Annotated in this window: 12 protein-coding genes; 4 read left to right on the plus strand and 8 right to left on the minus strand. The window is 65.9% G+C overall.

Annotated features, from left to right (window positions below; all coding sequences use genetic code 11):
* Positions 1–6 precede the first annotated feature (6 nt).
* The 5 genes from P8X75_01145 to P8X75_01165 all read right to left on the minus strand — a co-directional run bounded on the left by P8X75_01145 (position 7) and on the right by P8X75_01165 (position 8,517).
* On the minus strand, positions 7–786 hold the full coding sequence (locus tag P8X75_01145) for a succinate dehydrogenase iron-sulfur subunit (GenBank protein ID MEJ1993804.1): 780 nt from the start codon (positions 784–786) through the stop codon (positions 7–9).
* 55 nt (positions 787–841) lie between these two features.
* The gene (gene sdhA / locus P8X75_01150) at positions 842–2,662 is read right to left on the minus strand and encodes a succinate dehydrogenase flavoprotein subunit (GenBank protein ID MEJ1993805.1); all 1,821 of its coding nucleotides are present in this window, start codon (positions 2,660–2,662) and stop codon (positions 842–844) included.
* 10 nt (positions 2,663–2,672) lie between these two features.
* Positions 2,673–3,047, minus strand: coding sequence for a succinate dehydrogenase, hydrophobic membrane anchor protein (gene sdhD / locus P8X75_01155; GenBank protein MEJ1993806.1), 375 nt, complete (start codon positions 3,045–3,047; stop codon positions 2,673–2,675).
* Between the two features lie 5 nt (positions 3,048–3,052).
* Complete coding sequence (gene sdhC, locus P8X75_01160; GenBank protein ID MEJ1993807.1) at positions 3,053–3,451, minus strand: succinate dehydrogenase, cytochrome b556 subunit; 399 nt, start codon at positions 3,449–3,451, stop codon at positions 3,053–3,055.
* A 239-nt stretch (positions 3,452–3,690) separates the two neighbouring features.
* Positions 3,691–8,517, minus strand: coding sequence for an NAD-glutamate dehydrogenase (locus P8X75_01165; protein MEJ1993808.1), 4,827 nt, complete (start codon positions 8,515–8,517; stop codon positions 3,691–3,693).
* A gap of 217 nt (positions 8,518–8,734) precedes the next feature.
* Between P8X75_01165 and P8X75_01170 the strand changes: the two genes are divergently transcribed.
* The 4 genes from P8X75_01170 (at position 8,735) to mtgA (ending at position 12,833) form a co-directional block, all read left to right on the plus strand.
* Entirely contained in the window at positions 8,735–10,420 is a 1,686-nt protein-coding gene (locus tag P8X75_01170; protein ID MEJ1993809.1) for a L,D-transpeptidase family protein, read from the plus strand.
* Between the two features lie 183 nt (positions 10,421–10,603).
* Positions 10,604–11,173 (plus strand): YcbK family protein, encoded by a 570-nt coding sequence (locus P8X75_01175; GenBank protein MEJ1993810.1) that lies wholly within the window; start codon positions 10,604–10,606, stop codon positions 11,171–11,173.
* Positions 11,174–11,339: 166 nt separating this feature from the next.
* Positions 11,340–12,083 carry a DUF1194 domain-containing protein gene (locus tag P8X75_01180; GenBank protein ID MEJ1993811.1) on the plus strand — a complete coding sequence of 248 codons (744 nt, stop codon included), beginning with the start codon at positions 11,340–11,342 and terminating at the stop codon, positions 12,081–12,083.
* Positions 12,084–12,128: 45 nt separating this feature from the next.
* Entirely contained in the window at positions 12,129–12,833 is a 705-nt protein-coding gene (gene mtgA, locus P8X75_01185) for a monofunctional biosynthetic peptidoglycan transglycosylase (protein ID MEJ1993812.1), read from the plus strand.
* Positions 12,834–12,875: 42 nt separating this feature from the next.
* On the opposite strand, the gene P8X75_01190 is transcribed toward mtgA, so the two are convergent.
* From P8X75_01190 to P8X75_01200, 3 genes are all read right to left on the minus strand, one after another.
* Positions 12,876–13,790 (minus strand): DMT family transporter, encoded by a 915-nt coding sequence (locus tag P8X75_01190; GenBank protein ID MEJ1993813.1) that lies wholly within the window; start codon positions 13,788–13,790, stop codon positions 12,876–12,878.
* Between the two features lie 208 nt (positions 13,791–13,998).
* Entirely contained in the window at positions 13,999–15,372 is a 1,374-nt protein-coding gene (locus tag P8X75_01195; protein MEJ1993814.1) for a TRAP transporter large permease, read from the minus strand.
* Between the two features lie 5 nt (positions 15,373–15,377).
* The gene (locus P8X75_01200) at positions 15,378–15,989 is read right to left on the minus strand and encodes a TRAP transporter small permease (GenBank protein MEJ1993815.1); all 612 of its coding nucleotides are present in this window, start codon (positions 15,987–15,989) and stop codon (positions 15,378–15,380) included.
* Positions 15,990–15,991 lie beyond the last annotated feature (2 nt).

Below are 15,991 nucleotides of genomic sequence, written 5' to 3' on the forward strand. Positions count from 1 at the left end.
GCGGGCTTACCCCCGGCGCTCCACCATAAGCTGCTTGATCTCCGCAATCGCCTTTGCAGGGTTGAGGCTCTTGGGACAGGTCTTGGTGCAGTTCATGATGGTGTGGCAGCGGTAGAGCCGGAAGGGGTCCTCCAACTGGTCCAACCGTTCGCCGGTGAACTCGTCGCGGCTGTCCGCGATCCAGCGGTAAGCCTGGAGCAGCACGGCCGGACCCAGGTAGCGGTCGCCGTTCCACCAGTAGCTCGGGCAGGAGGTGGTGCAGGAGAAGCAGAGAATGCACTCCCACAGGCCGTCCAGCTTCTCGCGCTCCTCCGGGCTCTGCAGCCGCTCGCGCTCCGGGGCGGGCGTGGTGGTCTTCAGCCAGGGCTCGACCGAGGCGAGCTGGGCGTAGGCCTGGTTGAGGTCGGGCACGAGATCCTTGACCACCGGCATGTGCGGCAGCGGATAGACCTTGGCCTCGCCCTCGACGTCATCGATGTACTTGGTGCAGGCCAGCGTGTTCGTGCCGTCGATGTTCATGGCGCAGGAGCCGCAGACGCCCTCGCGGCAGGAACGCCGGAAGGTGAGCGTCGGGTCGATCTCGTTCTTGATCTTGATCAGGGCGTCCAGAACCATCGGCCCGCAGTCGTCGAGGTCGACGGTATAGCTGTCGAGGCGGGGGTTCTGCCCGCCATCCGGATCCCAGCGGTAGACCTTGAAGGTCTTTGGCTGTTTCGCGCCGGAAGGCGCGGGCCAGGATTTGCCCGTCTGGACTTGCGAGTTCTTCGGCAAGGCGAATTCTGCCATGGGTCTAAATGCCTCTTTCTTCTCTTCCTCGGGTCCTGCCGGTCGGTCGCGCGCTTTAGTAGACGCGCGCCTTGGGCGGGAAGGACTGCACCTCGTTGGTCATGGGCTGCAGCGTCACGGGCCGGTAGTCGAAGCGGACCTTTCCGTCGTCGTCGCACCAGACCAGCGTGTGCTTCATCCAGTTCTCGTCGTCGCGGTCCGGATGATCCTCGCGGGCGTGCGCGCCGCGGCTTTCGGTCCGGTGCAAGGCCGAGTTCATGGTCGCCTGGGCCTGATACATCAGGTTGTCGTACTCCAGGGTCTCGACCAGATCGGAGTTCCAGATCAGCGAGCGGTCGGAAACGGCGATGTCGCCCTTCTCCGCCCAGACGCCGTTCAGCTTCTCCACGCCCTCGCCGATGATCTCGCCGGTGCGGAACACTGCGGCGTGGTCCTGCATGGCGCGCTGCATCTTGTCGCGCAGGCTGGCGGTCGACTGCTCGCCCTTGGCGTGGCGCAGGCGGTCGAAACGCTCAAGCGAGCGGTCGGCGGAGTCGGAGGCCAGCGGCCGCTGGCTTTCGCCCGGCTTCAGGACATCCGCGCAGTGCAGCGCGGCGGCGCGCCCGAAGACCACCAGATCGAGCAGCGAGTTGGAGCCGAGGCGGTTCGCCCCGTGGACCGAGACGCAGCCCGCCTCGCCCACGGCCATCAGGCCGTTGACGGTCTTCAAGGGGTCCTTGGGATCGCCCGCCAGGACCTCGCCGTTCAGGTTGGTCGGGATGCCGCCCATGTTGTAGTGGCAGGTCGGCAGAACCGGGATCGGCTCGCGGGTCACGTCGACGCCCGCGAAGATCTTCGCCGTCTCCGAAATGCCGGGCAGGCGCTGGTGCAGGATGTCGGGATCCAGATGCTCCAGGTGCAGGTGGATGTGGTCGTTGTTCGGGCCGACGCCCCGGCCTTCGCGAATCTCCATGGTCATGGAGCGGCTGACCACGTCGCGGCTGGCCAGGTCCTTGGCCGAGGGGGCGTAGCGCTCCATGAAGCGCTCCCCCTCGGAGTTGGTCAGATAGCCGCCCTCGCCGCGCGCGCCCTCGGTGATCAGGCAGCCCGCGCCGTAGATGCCGGTCGGATGGAACTGCACGAACTCCATGTCCTGAAGCGGCAGGCCCGCGCGCGCCACCATGGCGTTGCCGTCGCCGGTCTGGGTGTGCGCGCCGGTGCAGGAGAAGTAGACGCGCCCGTAACCGCCGGTCGCCAGGATCACCTGGCGGGAGCGGAAACGGTGCATCTTGCCGTCGTCGAGGTTCCAGGCCACCACGCCGCGGCACTCGCCGTCCTCCATGATGAGGTCGAGGGCGAAGTACTCGATGAAGAACTCCGCGTTCCGGCGCAGCGACTGCTGATAGAGCGTGTGCAGGATGGCGTGGCCCGTGCGGTCCGCCGCCGCGCAGGTGCGCTGCGCGGTGCCCTTGCCGTACTCGGTGGTCATGCCGCCGAAGGGGCGCTGGTAGATCTTGCCCGCCTCGGTGCGGCTGAAGGGCACGCCGTAGTGCTCCAGCTCGATGATGGCGGGGATCGCCTCCTTGGTCATGTACTCGATGGAGTCCTGGTCGCCCAGCCAGTCCGACCCCTTGACGGTGTCGTACATGTGCCAGCGCCAGTCGTCCTCGCCCATGTTGCCGAGCGCCGCCGAGATGCCGCCCTGCGCGGCCACGGTGTGGCTGCGGGTCGGGAAGACCTTGGTGATGCAGGCGGTCTTCAGACCCGCCTCCGCCAGGCCCAGCGTCGCGCGCAGACCCGCGCCGCCGGCGCCGACCACCACCACGTCGTAGGTGTGTTCGACGATTTCGTAGGCCGGTCCGGCCTTGGTGCCGTTGCTGCCGTTCTTTTCAGCCATCAGGTGCCCCTTACAGCATAATCTTCAAAACCGAGAGGACGCCGATCACGCCCAGGAAGATGCAAAAAAACCGCATCACGATCAGACTCGAGATCTTCTTCCACTCGGTATGGACATAGTCTTCGATGACCACCTGCAAACCCAGCATCGCGTGGTAAAAAGTCGCAATCACAAGCAGGATCATCAGGCCGCCGGAAAGCGGCGTCGAGAGCCACTGGACGAACTCGGCGTAGCTCGCGCCGGTATGGGCGATCACCGAAATGACGAACCAGAGGGTCAGCGGGACCAGCGCGATCGCGGTCAGGCGCTGCATCCAGAAATGCTCCGTGCCGTCCTTGGCGGAGCCGAGCCCGCGAACCTTGGCGAGGGGGGTGCGTAACGACATGGTTTTCAGCCTCCCACCACGTAACCGATGATCCAGGAGAAGAGCGTCAGGCCGCCGGTCGCCGCCAGCACCGCCATGCCCGACTTATAGGCCGTGTCCAGCTCGAAGCCGTAGCCCGCGTCCCAGAACAGGTGCCGGATGCCGTTGCAGAGATGGTAGAAGAGCGCCGCGCTCCAGCCGAACAGCAGCAGGCGCCCGAAGAAGGAGCCGATGAAGCCCTGGGCGGCCGCATAGCTCTCCGGCCCGCCCGCCGCGCCCACCAGCCAGTAGATCAGCAGCAGGGTGCCGACCGCCAGCGCCACGCCGGTCGCGCGGTGGGTGATCGACAGGATCGAGGTGTACTGCGGCTTATAGACCTGAAGGTGGGGAGAGAGCGGTCGATTGCTTTGTGGTTGGTCCGTCATCTGGCCCGTCTTTCTCCAGCGGCGGCGCCGCCGGTCGTGGTTGTCATCTCGTCAAAGGACCCGCCGTGGCTCGAAAAGCGCCTGTCAGGGTCGGATCCTTCTAGAAAGCGGCCCCAATTAAGACCGCAGTGCAGCATGAAGTCAACGCGAGGCGGCCTCTGGCGCACCCGCTTAGAAGAGCCTATCGCGCCGCTGCAGCGCGACAAGCCCCCTCCGCTTGAGGTTCCCGTCCCAGGCGCCTAGCGCGACACCAGGGATTTCAGCCGCCGGTTGGCCACCGCCAGCATGGCGAAGTCCGGCTGGCCGGAGGCCCTCAGCTCGCCGATCATCTGCTCGGCGCGGTTGACCAGCGTCTTGCGCTGGGCGGTCCAGCTTTCGACGATCTTGGTCTTGTCCTTGGCGTCCTTGCTCTCGGTCAGCACCCGGTTCGTCAGTTCGGACTGGTGCTCGTAGAGATCGTCCACGATGGCCGTGATCGCCAGCTTGTCCCAGGCGTTGTCGCTGGGCAGGCGGCCCGCCGAGCGGCGCAGCCAGTCGATGCCGAAGCGGCTGCCGATGGCGAAGTAGGTCTTGGCGACGGCGGTCGCGTCGAGACCGCTGGCATGGGCCGACTCCACGATGTCGCCGGCCGGCACCATCCAGGCGAAGGAGGCGATGCGGACCGCCAGTTCCTTGGGCACGCCCTCCTTCACAAAGCGTTCGGCCGTGTCATTCAGGACCTTCACGTCGCTGGCCGGTAGAATCTTGCCCACCTCCGCGCAGAGCGCGCGGGCGCCCGGCCGGTAGCGGTCGACCGCGTCGGAGATGTCCATGGGCGCTTCGATGTTGCGCAGCAGCCAGACCGTCATGCGTTCGACCAGCCGCCCGCACTCCACCAGCATGCGGTACTGGGTCGCGGAGGCGACCTTGTTGTCCAGCGCCTCGATCTCCGCCCAGCGCTCCCGCATGTCGAAGATATCGCGGGCCGCCACGTAGGCCCGCGCGATGTCGGGCGAGGGCATGCCGGTCTTCTCCGCCACCTCGTGGATGAAGGAGATGCCGACCCGGTTGATGAGGGAGTTGGTCAGCGCCGTCGCAACGATCTCCCGGCTCAGCCTGTGGTTCTCGATCTGCTTTGCGTATTTCTTCCTGAGCGCGGTCGGGAAGTAGTTGATCAGGTCGCTCGCAAGGTCCTCCTCATCCGGCAGGTCGGAGCCCAGCAGCTCGTCATAGAGCGCGATCTTGGAGTAGGACAGCAGGATCGCCAGTTCCGGACGGGCCAGACCCTGACGGCGCTTCATGCGCTCGTCGATGGTCTCGTCGTCGGGCAGGTTCTCGATCCGGCGGCTCAGCAGCCCCTGCTTCTCCAGGGAGCGCATGTAGCGGGCCAGCCGGTCCAGCAGGTGCGCGGACATGGTGTGGGTGATGGAGATCGCCTGGGTCTGCAGATAGTTGTCGCGCAGAACCAATTCGGCGACTTCGTCGGTCATCTCCACCAGCAGCTTGTCGCGCTGCTTGCGGGTCATGTCGCCGTCCTGCTCCACGTCGCCCAGCAGGATCTTGATGTTGACCTCGTGGTCCGAACAGTCGACGCCCGCCGAGTTGTCGATGGAGTCGGTGTTGAGCCGCCCGCCGAGCAGCCCGTACTGGATGCGCGCGCGCTGGGTCATGCCCAGATTGGCGCCCTCGCCCACCACCTTGCAGCGCAGCTCCGTTGCGTCGACGCGCAGCGCGTCGTTGGCCCGGTCGCCGACCTGAAGGTCGTTCTCCTCGCTGGCCTTCACGTAGGTGCCGATGCCGCCGAACCAGAGCAGTTCGGCCTCCGACTTCAGGATCGAGCGGATCAGCTCGTTGGGCGTCACCTGATCCTGCTTGATGTCGAAGCACTTCTTGATCTCCGGCGTCAGCTTAATCGACTTGGCCTTGCGCTCGAAGATGCCGCCGCCCTTGGAGATCAGCTTTGCGTCGTAGTCGGCCCAGGTCGTGCGCGGCGTCTCGAAGAGCCGCTTGCGCTCGGCGAAGGACGTCTTCACGTCCGGGTCGGGGTCGATGAAGATGTGCATGTGGTTGAAGGCGGCCTGCAGCTTGATGCAAGGGGACAGCAGCATGCCGTTGCCGAAGACGTCGCCCGCCATGTCGCCCACGCCGATCACGGTGAAGGGCTCTTCCTGGATGTTCTTGCCAAGCTCGCGGAAGTGGCGCTTCACCGATTCCCACGCGCCGCGCGCGGTGATGCCCATCTTCTTGTGGTCATAGCCCGCCGATCCGCCGGAGGCGAAGGCGTCGTCCAGCCAGAAGCCGTAGTCCACCGAGACGCCGTTGGCGATGTCGGAGAAGGTCGCGGTGCCCTTGTCGGCGGCGACCACCAGATAGGGATCGTCGGCATCATGGCGCAGCACCGAGGGCGGCGGCGCCACCTCGCCCTTCACCAGATTGTCGGTGATGTCCAGAAGGCCCCGGATGAAGGTCTTGTAGCAGGCGATGCCTTCCTCCTGGAAAGCCTCGCGGCCCGCCTCGGGCGGCGGCGGCTGCTTGAGCACGAAGCCGCCCTTCGAGCCGACCGGCACGATCACCGCGTTCTTGACCTGCTGGGCCTTCACCAGGCCCAGGATTTCCGTGCGGAAGTCCTCGCGCCGGTCCGACCAGCGCAGGCCGCCGCGCGCGACCATGCCGAAGCGCAGGTGGACGCCTTCGATGCGCGGGCTGTAGACGAAGATCTCCCGGAAGGGCTTGGGCTCCGGGAGCTCCTCCAGGTCGCGGCTGGAGAACTTGATGGAGACGTAGTCCTTGGGCTGCCCATCCTCGCCCGGCTGATAGAAATTGGTCCTGAGCGAACAGAGGATCGCGTTCAGGAAGCGCCGGATGATGCGGTCCTGATCGAGGTTGGAGACCTGCTCCAGCCCCGCTTCGATCTCCCGCACCAACTGGTCCTGGGCCTTCTGGTCGCCGCCGCCATCGGGATCGAAGCGGGCCTCGAAGACCTTGACCAGCAGTTCGGCCAGTTCCGGATTGGCCGAGAGCGTGTCTTCCATGTAGTCCTGGCTGAAGGGTATCGCGGCCTGACGCAGGTACTTGCAGTAGATGCGCAGCACGATGACCTGACGCGCCGTCAAGCCCGCGCGCAAGACCAGGCGGTTGAAACCGTCGTCCTCCATGGTGCCGGTCCAGACCCGCTCGAAGGCGTCGTGGAAGTACTCCTTGACGCGCGGCAGGTCGATCGGATGGCCGTCCTGGGTGCGCGCCTGGAAGTCATGAATCCATACGCTGTCGGATGTTTTCAGGGGATGCACCTCGAAGGGGACTTCCGCGATCACCTTCAGGCCCATGTGCTCCATCATCGGCAGCACGTCCGAAAGCGGCACGGGGTCGCCGCCGTGGTAAATCTTGAAATGAATCTGATCGTCGCCCTTCTCCAGCGGGCGGTAGAGGTTCATGCCGAGCCGCCCGTCGCGCTGGACCTGCTCGATCTTCGCGATGTCGAAGACGCCGGTGCGCGCGGAGTACATCTCGGCGTAGTTGGCGGGAAAGGCGTGAAGGTAGCGGCGCGACATGGCAAGGCCGCGTTCCTCTCCGAGCTCTTCGACCAGCGCTTCCTCCAAGAGGTCGGACCAGTTGCGGCTGGCCTCCGCGAGCCGGGCCTCCAGGGCCTCCAGATCGACGGCCGGAATCCCGCCCTGGCGCGTGCGCACCAGAATATGGACCCGCGCCAAGGCCTCGTCGGAGAGCTGGGTGTAGGCCGCCGAGACCTCGCCGTCGAAGGCGTCCTCCAGGATGTCCTGGAACTTCCGCCGCAGCTTGGTGTCGAAGCGGTCGCGCGGCGAGAAGACGAGGCAGGAGACGAAGCGCTCGAAGGGGTCTTGCCGCACGAAAAGCGCGGTGCGGCGCCGTTCCTGCAGATGCAGGATGCCGAGCGCGATCTCCAGCAGCTTGTCCTCGCTGATCTGGAACAGCTCGTCGCGCGGGTAGCTGTCGAGGATGTGGGCCAGCGCCTTGGCGTCGTGGCCGCCCGCGGGGAAGCCCGCCTTTTCGATCACCCGGTCGACCTTCTGGCGCAGCAGCGGGATGTCGCGCGGGCTGCGCGAATAGGCGACGGAGGTGAACAGGCCGATGAAGAGCCGCTCGCCCAGGACCTTGCCGTTCGCGTCCAGCTTCTTGACCACGACGGTATCCATGTGGGCCGGGCGGTGGACCATGGAGCGGCGGTTCGACTTGGTGATGCGCAGCAGGGTTGGTTGACGCACGAAGTCCTGCACGTCGGGCGGCAGCTTGCCCAGGTTGCGCAGGCCGTCGAAGACCGCGAAGTCCATGTCGCGAAGGATGCCGAGGCTGGCGGACTCGTCGATCCGCGCCACCGCCTTCTTGCCCGTCCCCTCGAAGCTGTACTCGCGGTAGCCGAGATAGGTGAAGTGGTCGTCGTCGAGCCAGCTCAGGAAATCCAGGCCCTCGTTGATCTCCTTCTGGTGCAGCTTGGGCGGCGACTGCTTGAGCTCCTTGACCAGGTCGCGAAGGCGCTCGCGCATGGTGCGCCAGTCGGCGACCGCGTAGGCGACCTGCTCCAGCACCTTCAGCAGCCAGGCCTCAAGCTCCTTGTGACGCTCGACCGGCTGCTCGGCGACCTGGACATGGATGAAGGATTCGCGCGACCCCTTGCCGTCCTTGGCGAAACCGGTGACCTCGCCGGACTTGTCGCGCGTCAGCGTGGCGATCGGGTGAATGACCAAGGCGGGTTCCGCCTCTTCGCGGGACAGCGCGGCGGTCACGGAGTCGACCAGGAAGGGCATGTCGTCGTTGATGATCTCAACCACGGTATGGGCCGACTGCCAGCCGTGCTCCTCCTGGCGCGGGGTGTAGACGCGGACCTGCGCGCCCTTGCCTTTGCGCTTGCGCCCGAAGTTCCAGATGGAGAGAGCCGCACCGTAGAGGTTCTCCGCCGTCTCCCCGACGAGGTCGACGGGCGGAACGCCCTCAAAGAAGCAGCGCGCGAACTCTTCGGCGTCCTTGCGCCTGGCCGCGGGAACCCGATCCTCAATCATCGCGATCACCTTGGCGACGAGGTCTTCCTTGGCCTGGTCAGCTTGCTTCATCATGAGACGGACGTCCTCCCACCCGTTTTCCGAAAAGGCGGCGGCAGCGGCTTGGTCAAGACGCTCCTGCCACCCTGTCATTCAGCGCCTTTGCGGCGCGCTTCCCCGACGTTTTGACCGAAAGGCTATCCCATCGTATCGCTGGCCGAAAGCCCCCTGCACAGGGAATCCGACCGGTGCTACTGTGAGGCATCGGACATTGCCGGAAGTTGACAAGCCCATGCCCCTCGCCCCTCATCGTCCAGGAAGCGCTCCTAGAGCCTTCGCGGCCGTCCTTGGAATCTGCGCCCTTCTCGCCTTTTGGCAGCTCCCCGCCAGCGCCCAGGAAGCGCCCCTCGTCTCGGCGCTGCGCGCGCAGATCGACGCCGCCGCGGTCGAGGTAACCGAAGAAGAGGACGCCGCCGACCTGGCCCTGCTCATGCGCTTTTATGCAGAGCGGGAAGGCCGCCCGCTCTGGGTGACGCCCGAGGGCGCGACTGAAGCCGCCTTCAGCGCCGCGGGCATCCTTAAGGCGGCGGACCAGGAGGGTCTGGACCCCGACGACTACGGGGCCGCAGCGATCCAACCGCTGCTGGCCAGCAGCCTGCCCGCCCTGCTGGCGCAGCTTGAGTGGCGCCTGAGCCTGGGCGTGATCCAGTACGCGGCCGACCTCAACGGCGGACGGCTGGAGCCGCGCGAAGTCGACCCGGAACTCTTCGTCTACCCGCGCGCCCTCGACAAGGCGGCGCTCTTGCAAAAGCTGGCGGCGGAGAGCGACGTGGCGGACCTCCTGTCAGGTCTGGCCCCCGAGGACAGCGCCTATGCCGAGATGCGCGAAGCCCTCGCCGTCTACCGGGAGCGGGCACGCTCCCAGGAACCGCCGCCGGTTGCGGAGGGCGAGACGCTGGATCCCGGCATGCGCGACCCGCGCGTGGTCGCGCTGCGCGCGCGCCTGCTCTACGTCGGTGACATGACCACCGCCGAGCAGGCCCTGGGCGATGGCGACCCCAGCCTGTTCGATCCCTCGTTGGAGATGGCGGTGAAACGCTTCCAGGCGCGGCACGGGCTGGAGCCCGATGGACGGGCCGGGAAGAACACCCTGGCGGCGGTCAACGTTTCCCTCGGCGCGCGCGTTCAGCAGATCCTTTTGAATTTAGAGCGCTTGCGCTGGATCGCGGGACCGCGCCCCGAACGCTACCTTGAAGTCAATCTGGCCGACTTCACGCTGCACATCTACGAGGATGCGGAGGAGGTCTTCTTCTCCCGTGTCGTGGTGGGCGATCCCTTCAACCGTACGCCGGTGTTCCGGCGCGACATGACCTATCTGGTCTTCAATCCCTATTGGAACGTGCCGCCGTCGATCGCGACCAAGGAGATGCTGCCGAAGATCAAGCAGAACCCGGCCTACCTGACGGAGCGCAACTACGAACTTCTGTCGGGCTGGAGCGAAGGGGCGAGCGTCGTGGATCCGCGGGGCGTCGACTGGAGCCAGGTGAGCGCGCGGGGCTTTCCGTACAAGATCCGCCAGAAGCCGGGTGAGGGAAACGCGCTGGGCCGGGTCAAGTTCATGCTGCCCAACGAGTTCAACATCTACCTGCACGACACGCCGGCCAAGAACCTCTTCGCGCGCAGTCAGCGCACCTTCAGTCATGGCTGCATCCGGGTCGCCCGCCCGATGGACCTTGCGGCCTTCCTGCTGCAGGACGACGAGACCTGGACGCCTGAGAGCATCCAGGCCGCCATCGACAGCGGCGAGCAGCGCGTGGTCAGCCTGCTGCGGCCCCTGCCCGTGCTGATCGACTACCGTACCGCCTGGGTCGACGATGAAGGCAACGTGCAGTTCCGCAGCGACGTCTACGAGCGCGACCGCCGGCTCGCCGCCGCCCTGCTCGGCCCGCGCAGCACCGCCGAAGCCATGCCTCAGTAGTAGAATCAGCCTCTAGACCCTTGATAAAGACTGGTCTATTCGGATTATCTTAATTATCTTAGACAAGGCTAAAGCGCTGTCAGTGCTGGATTTCGGAGCGAGACCCTCCCATTTCCCCTGACGGCCTCCCGCCTCTTAGCGGCAGGGGAATAGCGCGCGACAGCTTGGAGGGAGAGAGGAAGCGTGACCAAACAGAATTGGAACAAAGCGAGCGGCGGCCTGACGCGCCGGCGCCTTTTGGGAGTTGGCTGTGGCCTTGCCGCCGGCTCCCTGCTGCCGCTGCGCGGCGCGCTGGCTTACAGCGACGCGCGCGATCTGGCCTTCGAGCATCTGCACACCGGCGAGCAGGTCAACACGGTCTTCTGGTCCGGGGGCCGCTTCAACGAAGATGGCCTGAAGGAACTGAAGCACATTATGCGCGACTGGCGCACCGGCGAGATGATCGAGATCGACCGGCGGCTCTACCAGGTGCTGTTCGAACTGCGCCGCATGATCGGCACCGAACAGCCGTTCCAGATCATTTCCGCCTACCGTTCGCCCAAGACCAACGCGCAGTTGCGCCAGAATTCAAGCGCTGTCGCAAAGCGCTCCCTGCACATGCAGGGCATGGCGATCGACGTCCGCCTGCCCGGCTACTCGACCAAGGGCCTGCGGGATCTTGCCCTGAAGCTGCGCAGCGGCGGCGTCGGCTACTACAGCCGGTCCGACTTCGTTCATCTGGACACCGGCCGCGCCCGCACCTGGGGCAGCTGACGCCGAGCGTGGCATCTGGTCTAGGAAGCCGCGCCGGGCTAGTCTAGGGCCCATGGAGCGCCGACCTTCTCTTCGCGCAGTTATCGCCGCCCTCGCGCTAGCGGCCCTCATTGCTTTTGCGCTTTTGCCCGCTGACGGCACCGCCGAGAACAGCCGGACGGCCCAGATGGACAGCCCCTTCGGCATGGAGGTCGACCTGGAGCTGGTGCTGGCGGTCGACGTTTCCCGTTCCATGGACCTTGCCGAACAGGAACTGCAACGCAGCGGCTATGCCCAGGGCATCAGCCACCCGGACGTCGTGGAGGCGATCACCAGCGGCATGCTGGGCAAGATCGCCGTCACCTACGTCGAGTGGGCCGGGCCGGGACGCGAGCGCATGGTGGTGCCCTGGCGGCTGATCGATTCCCAGGAGACCGCCGACGAGATGAGCGAGATCCTCATGATCGAGGGGCTTTCGGCCTGGACCGGCACCTCCATCACCGCCGCGCTCCGCTACTCCGCCGGGCTATTCGACAACAACGGGTATGAGGGCCTGCGGCGTGTCATAGACATCTCCGGCGACGGGCCGAACAACGCCGGCGGGCTGGTCACCGACATCCGCGATCAGATCGTCGAGCAGGGCATCACCATCAACGGGCTGCCGATCCTCGCCGGGACGCCCGGTTTCTATGGCGTCGACTATCTGGACGCCTACTACGAGGACTGCGTGATCGGCGGCACCGGCGCCTTCCTGGTGACGGTCTACGAGGCGGAGAACTTCGCCTCGGCGATCCGCCAGAAGTTGATCCTGGAGATCGCGGGCGAGCAGCCGCGCCGCCAGTACGCCCAGCGCCTGGGCCAGGGGCCGGCGCCCGCGGTCATCGACTGCCTGATCGGCGAGAAGATCCGCGCCCAGTGGGAACACGAGTAGAAGAACGGGCCGCACAGGAACCGGCGGGACCAGAACGAGGGGACGGTGGGGGACAAGCGTCAATCCGCTATCAAGCGCTGGACGCGCCGCCTGGCCAAGGGCCTGGCGGTGCTGATCGCGCTGTCGCTGCTCTGGGGGCTCGCCTACAGCGTCCTGCGCCCGCCCATCACGCCTTTGATGGTGATCCGCCTGATCGAGGGCGAGGGACTGGACTACCGGTGGCGTCCCTTGGAGGAGATATCGCCGCGTCTGGTGCAAAGCGTGGTCGGCGCCGAGGACAGCGGCTTCTGCCAGCACTTCGGCGTCGATTTCCAGGCGATACGGACCGCTGTCGAGCTTAACGAGACGGGACAGGGACGCTTCGGCGCCTCCACCATGACCATGCAGACGGCCAAGAACGCCTTTCTCTGGCCCGCCCGCTCCTGGCTGCGCAAGGGCGCGGAGCTTTATTTCACGCTGATGATCGAAGTCTTCTGGTCGAAGCGCCGCATCGCCGAGGTCTACCTGAACATCGTCGAATGGGGCCCCGGCATCTACGGCGCGGAGGCCGCGGCCCAGGCCTACTTCGGCCGCTCCGCCGCCGAGCTGACGCCGCGTCAGGCGGGCCTGATGGCGGCCACCCTGCCCAGCCCGCGCCGCTGGTCACCCGCCGCGCCGACGGCCTTCGTGGCCCGCAAAGGCGCGGACTATCAGCGGCGGGCGGAGACCGTGGCGCGCGACGCGCTGGCGGACTGTATTCTTAGGCCCTAGCGGGCGGCTGCCTGAAGCCCTAGCGGGCGGCGTGCTGGAGCCCTAGCGGGCGGGCGCCTGGCGCGGCTTGCGCTGCGCCACGACGATCCCGGTCAGGACCAGCGTCAGCGCCCCCGCGTGGTACCAGCGGAAGGGTTCGGACAGGATCAGGACCGCCAAGAGCGCGGCGAAGACCGGCACCAGATTGACGAAGACCCCCGCGCGCCCCGGGCCGATCAGATCGACCCCGCGCATGAAGAAGATCTGCGCGATGCAGGAAGGGAAGAGCGCGATGTAGGCGGTCACCACCCAGCCCTTCGCCGTGGGCAGGATCAACTCGCCTGTCGCCACCTCCAGCGCCAGCAGGGGCAGGGACGCCAAAGCCGCGATCAGCGCCAGGAACGCGAAGAAGACCAGCCCGTCGATCGCCGGGCGGTTCTTCAGCGCGGTGGCGTAGAGCGCGTAGAAGAGGCAGGCCAGCACCATGATCATGTCGCCGAGGTTGAAGGTCAGCCCCGCCAGGCGCGAGAGGCTGCCCTGACTGGCGACCAGGACCACCCCGAGCACGGTCAGCGCCACGCCCGCCGTCTGCACCAGCGAGACCGGCGTGCGGTAAGCCGCGAACGCGGCCAGCAGCACGAAGATCGGGATCGCCCCCTGAATGATGCCGATGTTCAGCGCCGTGGTGCTGTGGGCGGCGATGTAGAAGAGCGCGTTGAAGCCGGTGAAGCCGAAGAGCGCCATGAAGACCACGACTTTCAGGCGCGGACGCAAGCTCGCCCAGTTCGCCAGGATGCGCCGCCAGAGGAAGGGCAGCAGCAAGAGGCAGACGATCGACCAGCGCAGGAAGACCAGCAGGAAGGGCGAAACCTCCCCCACCGCCAGACGGCTCGCCACGGCGTTGCCCGCCCAGAACAGGGCGGTCAGCGCAAGCAGCAGCATGGGCTGGCGGAAAAGGGCTGTGATCGGGCCCTGCATGGTCGGGCGTCCTTCTTTGGTGTGTTGGGCCTTCGGGTATCGGGGCGAGGCGTGAACCGCCGCCGCTTCATACAAAAAAGAAGAGGCGCAGGAAAGTCCGCGCCTCTCGCTCAAGGAACCATATCGCCCGGCAGACCGCCGGGCCCATGAATTTTCCGCATGGCCCCCATCCGGCGCGGGTCAGCGCGCCGGATGGGTTCAGGCCAGCCTATTGGACGATGATCTCCGGTCCCATCAGCGCCGTCGGCAGGAAGGTCGATATGACCGGCACGTAGGTGACGATGATCAGGAAGATGAAGAGGATGCCGAGCCAGGGCAGAGCCGCCCGCACCACGTTCATCATGGACATTCCCGCGACACCCGATGTCACGAAGAGGTTCAGGCCGACGGGCGGCGTGATCATGCCGATCTCCATGTTGACCACCATGATGATGCCGAGGTGGATCGGGTCGATGCCCAGCTCGATGGCGATCGGGAAGACCAGCGGCGCCACGATCACGATCAGGCCCGAGGGCTCCATGAACTGACCGCCGATCAAGAGGATCACGTTCACGATGATCAGGAACATGATCGGCCCGAACCCGGCCGCCAGCATCGAGCTGGCGATGGCCTGGGGAATCTGCTCTTCGGTCAGCACGTGCTTCAGGATCAGCGCGTTGGCGATGATGAAGAGCAGCATGATGGTCAGCTTGCCCGCTTCGAAGAGCGTGTGCTTGGTGTCGCGGTGCACGAAGACCTTGAGCGCCCCCGCCACGATACCGCCGATGCCCATGCCCTCGGCGGCGCCCTTGGAGAAGGGGCCCATGTCCCGGTAGACGAAGTTGGCGATGATGAAGGCGTAGACCGCCGCCACCGCGGCCGCCTCGGTCGGCGTGAAGACGCCGCCGTAGATGCCGCCCAGGATGATGACGATCAGGAACAGACCCCAGCCGGCGTCGCGCGCGGAGAGCGCGATCTCCTTCCAGCCCGCCCAGGGTTGGGCCGGCAGCCCCTTGATGCGGGCGGCGATATAGATGCCGACCATCAGCATGAAGCCCGCCAGAAGCCCCGGGAAGACGCCCGCCAGGAACATGCGCCCGACCGAAACGTCGACCGAGGCGGCGTAGACCACCATCACGATGGAGGGCGGAATCAGGATGCCCAGCGTACCGGCGTTACAGATCACGCCCGCCGCGAACTCGCGGGTGTAGCCGACCTGACGCATGCCCGCGATCACGATGGTGCCGATGGCCACCACCGTCGCCGGGGACGACCCGGAAAGCGCCGCGAAGAGCATGCAGGCGAAGACCGAGGCGATCGCCAGCCCACCTTGGAAATGCCCCACGCAGGCGATGGCGAAACGGATGATGCGCTTGGCCACGCCGCCGGTCGACATGAAGGCCGAGGCCAGAATGAAGAAGGGAATGGCCAGCAGCGTGTAGTGCCCGTCGAAAGCGTTGAAGAGCGTGCCCGCGATGGAGGCCAGCGAGGCGTCCGAGTACATCAGCAGGAAGATGACCGAACTGAGTCCGAGGGAAACGGCGATGGGAACGCCCAGCAGCAGCAGGCCGATCACCATTACAAAGAGCAGAACGACTTCCATGGCGATCAGTTCCCCCCGGCTTTCTTTTCGTCTTCGGCGAGTTGAGCCGCCAGATCTTCGGTCATCTCCTCGACCTCGTGAGAGGCGATCAGCATGTCGCGCTCACCCTTGATCAGCTCCCAACCCGCCTGCAGCGAGCGGAAGAGGAACAGCGCCATGCCGAAAGGCAGCGCGAAATAGGGAATGAAGCGCGGCATCTTCTCGTAGGGCTCGCCCTCGTTCAGCCAGACCGCCAAGAACTGGAGGAAGCCCGGCATCGGCGTGTCGTTCACTTCCAGGAAGGACCGTGTGCTGGCGAACAGCCACCAATACTCGATGGCGCCGATCAGCAGCAGCACCGCGAACGCGACGCAGGCCAGAACCGCCAGGAAGGAAATGGTCCGGCGCACCGGCGTCGAGACGATGTTGAGGATCACGTCGACGCCCAGATGCGCACCCACCTTGACGCAGTAGGAGGTGCCGATCAGCACCAGCCACGCGAAGAGGTAGACCGTGATCTCCAGGGCCCAAAGAATGTTGTCGTTGAAAACGTAGCGCGCGATGACGTTCGCGAAGGCCACGAGGGTCATGAGACCCAGGGCGATGGCGATAAAGGTCTCTTCTATCTCGTTGACCACAC

This window comes from Limibacillus sp. (genome assembly GCA_037379885.1).
Lineage (GTDB): Bacteria > Pseudomonadota > Alphaproteobacteria > Kiloniellales > CECT-8803 > JARRJC01.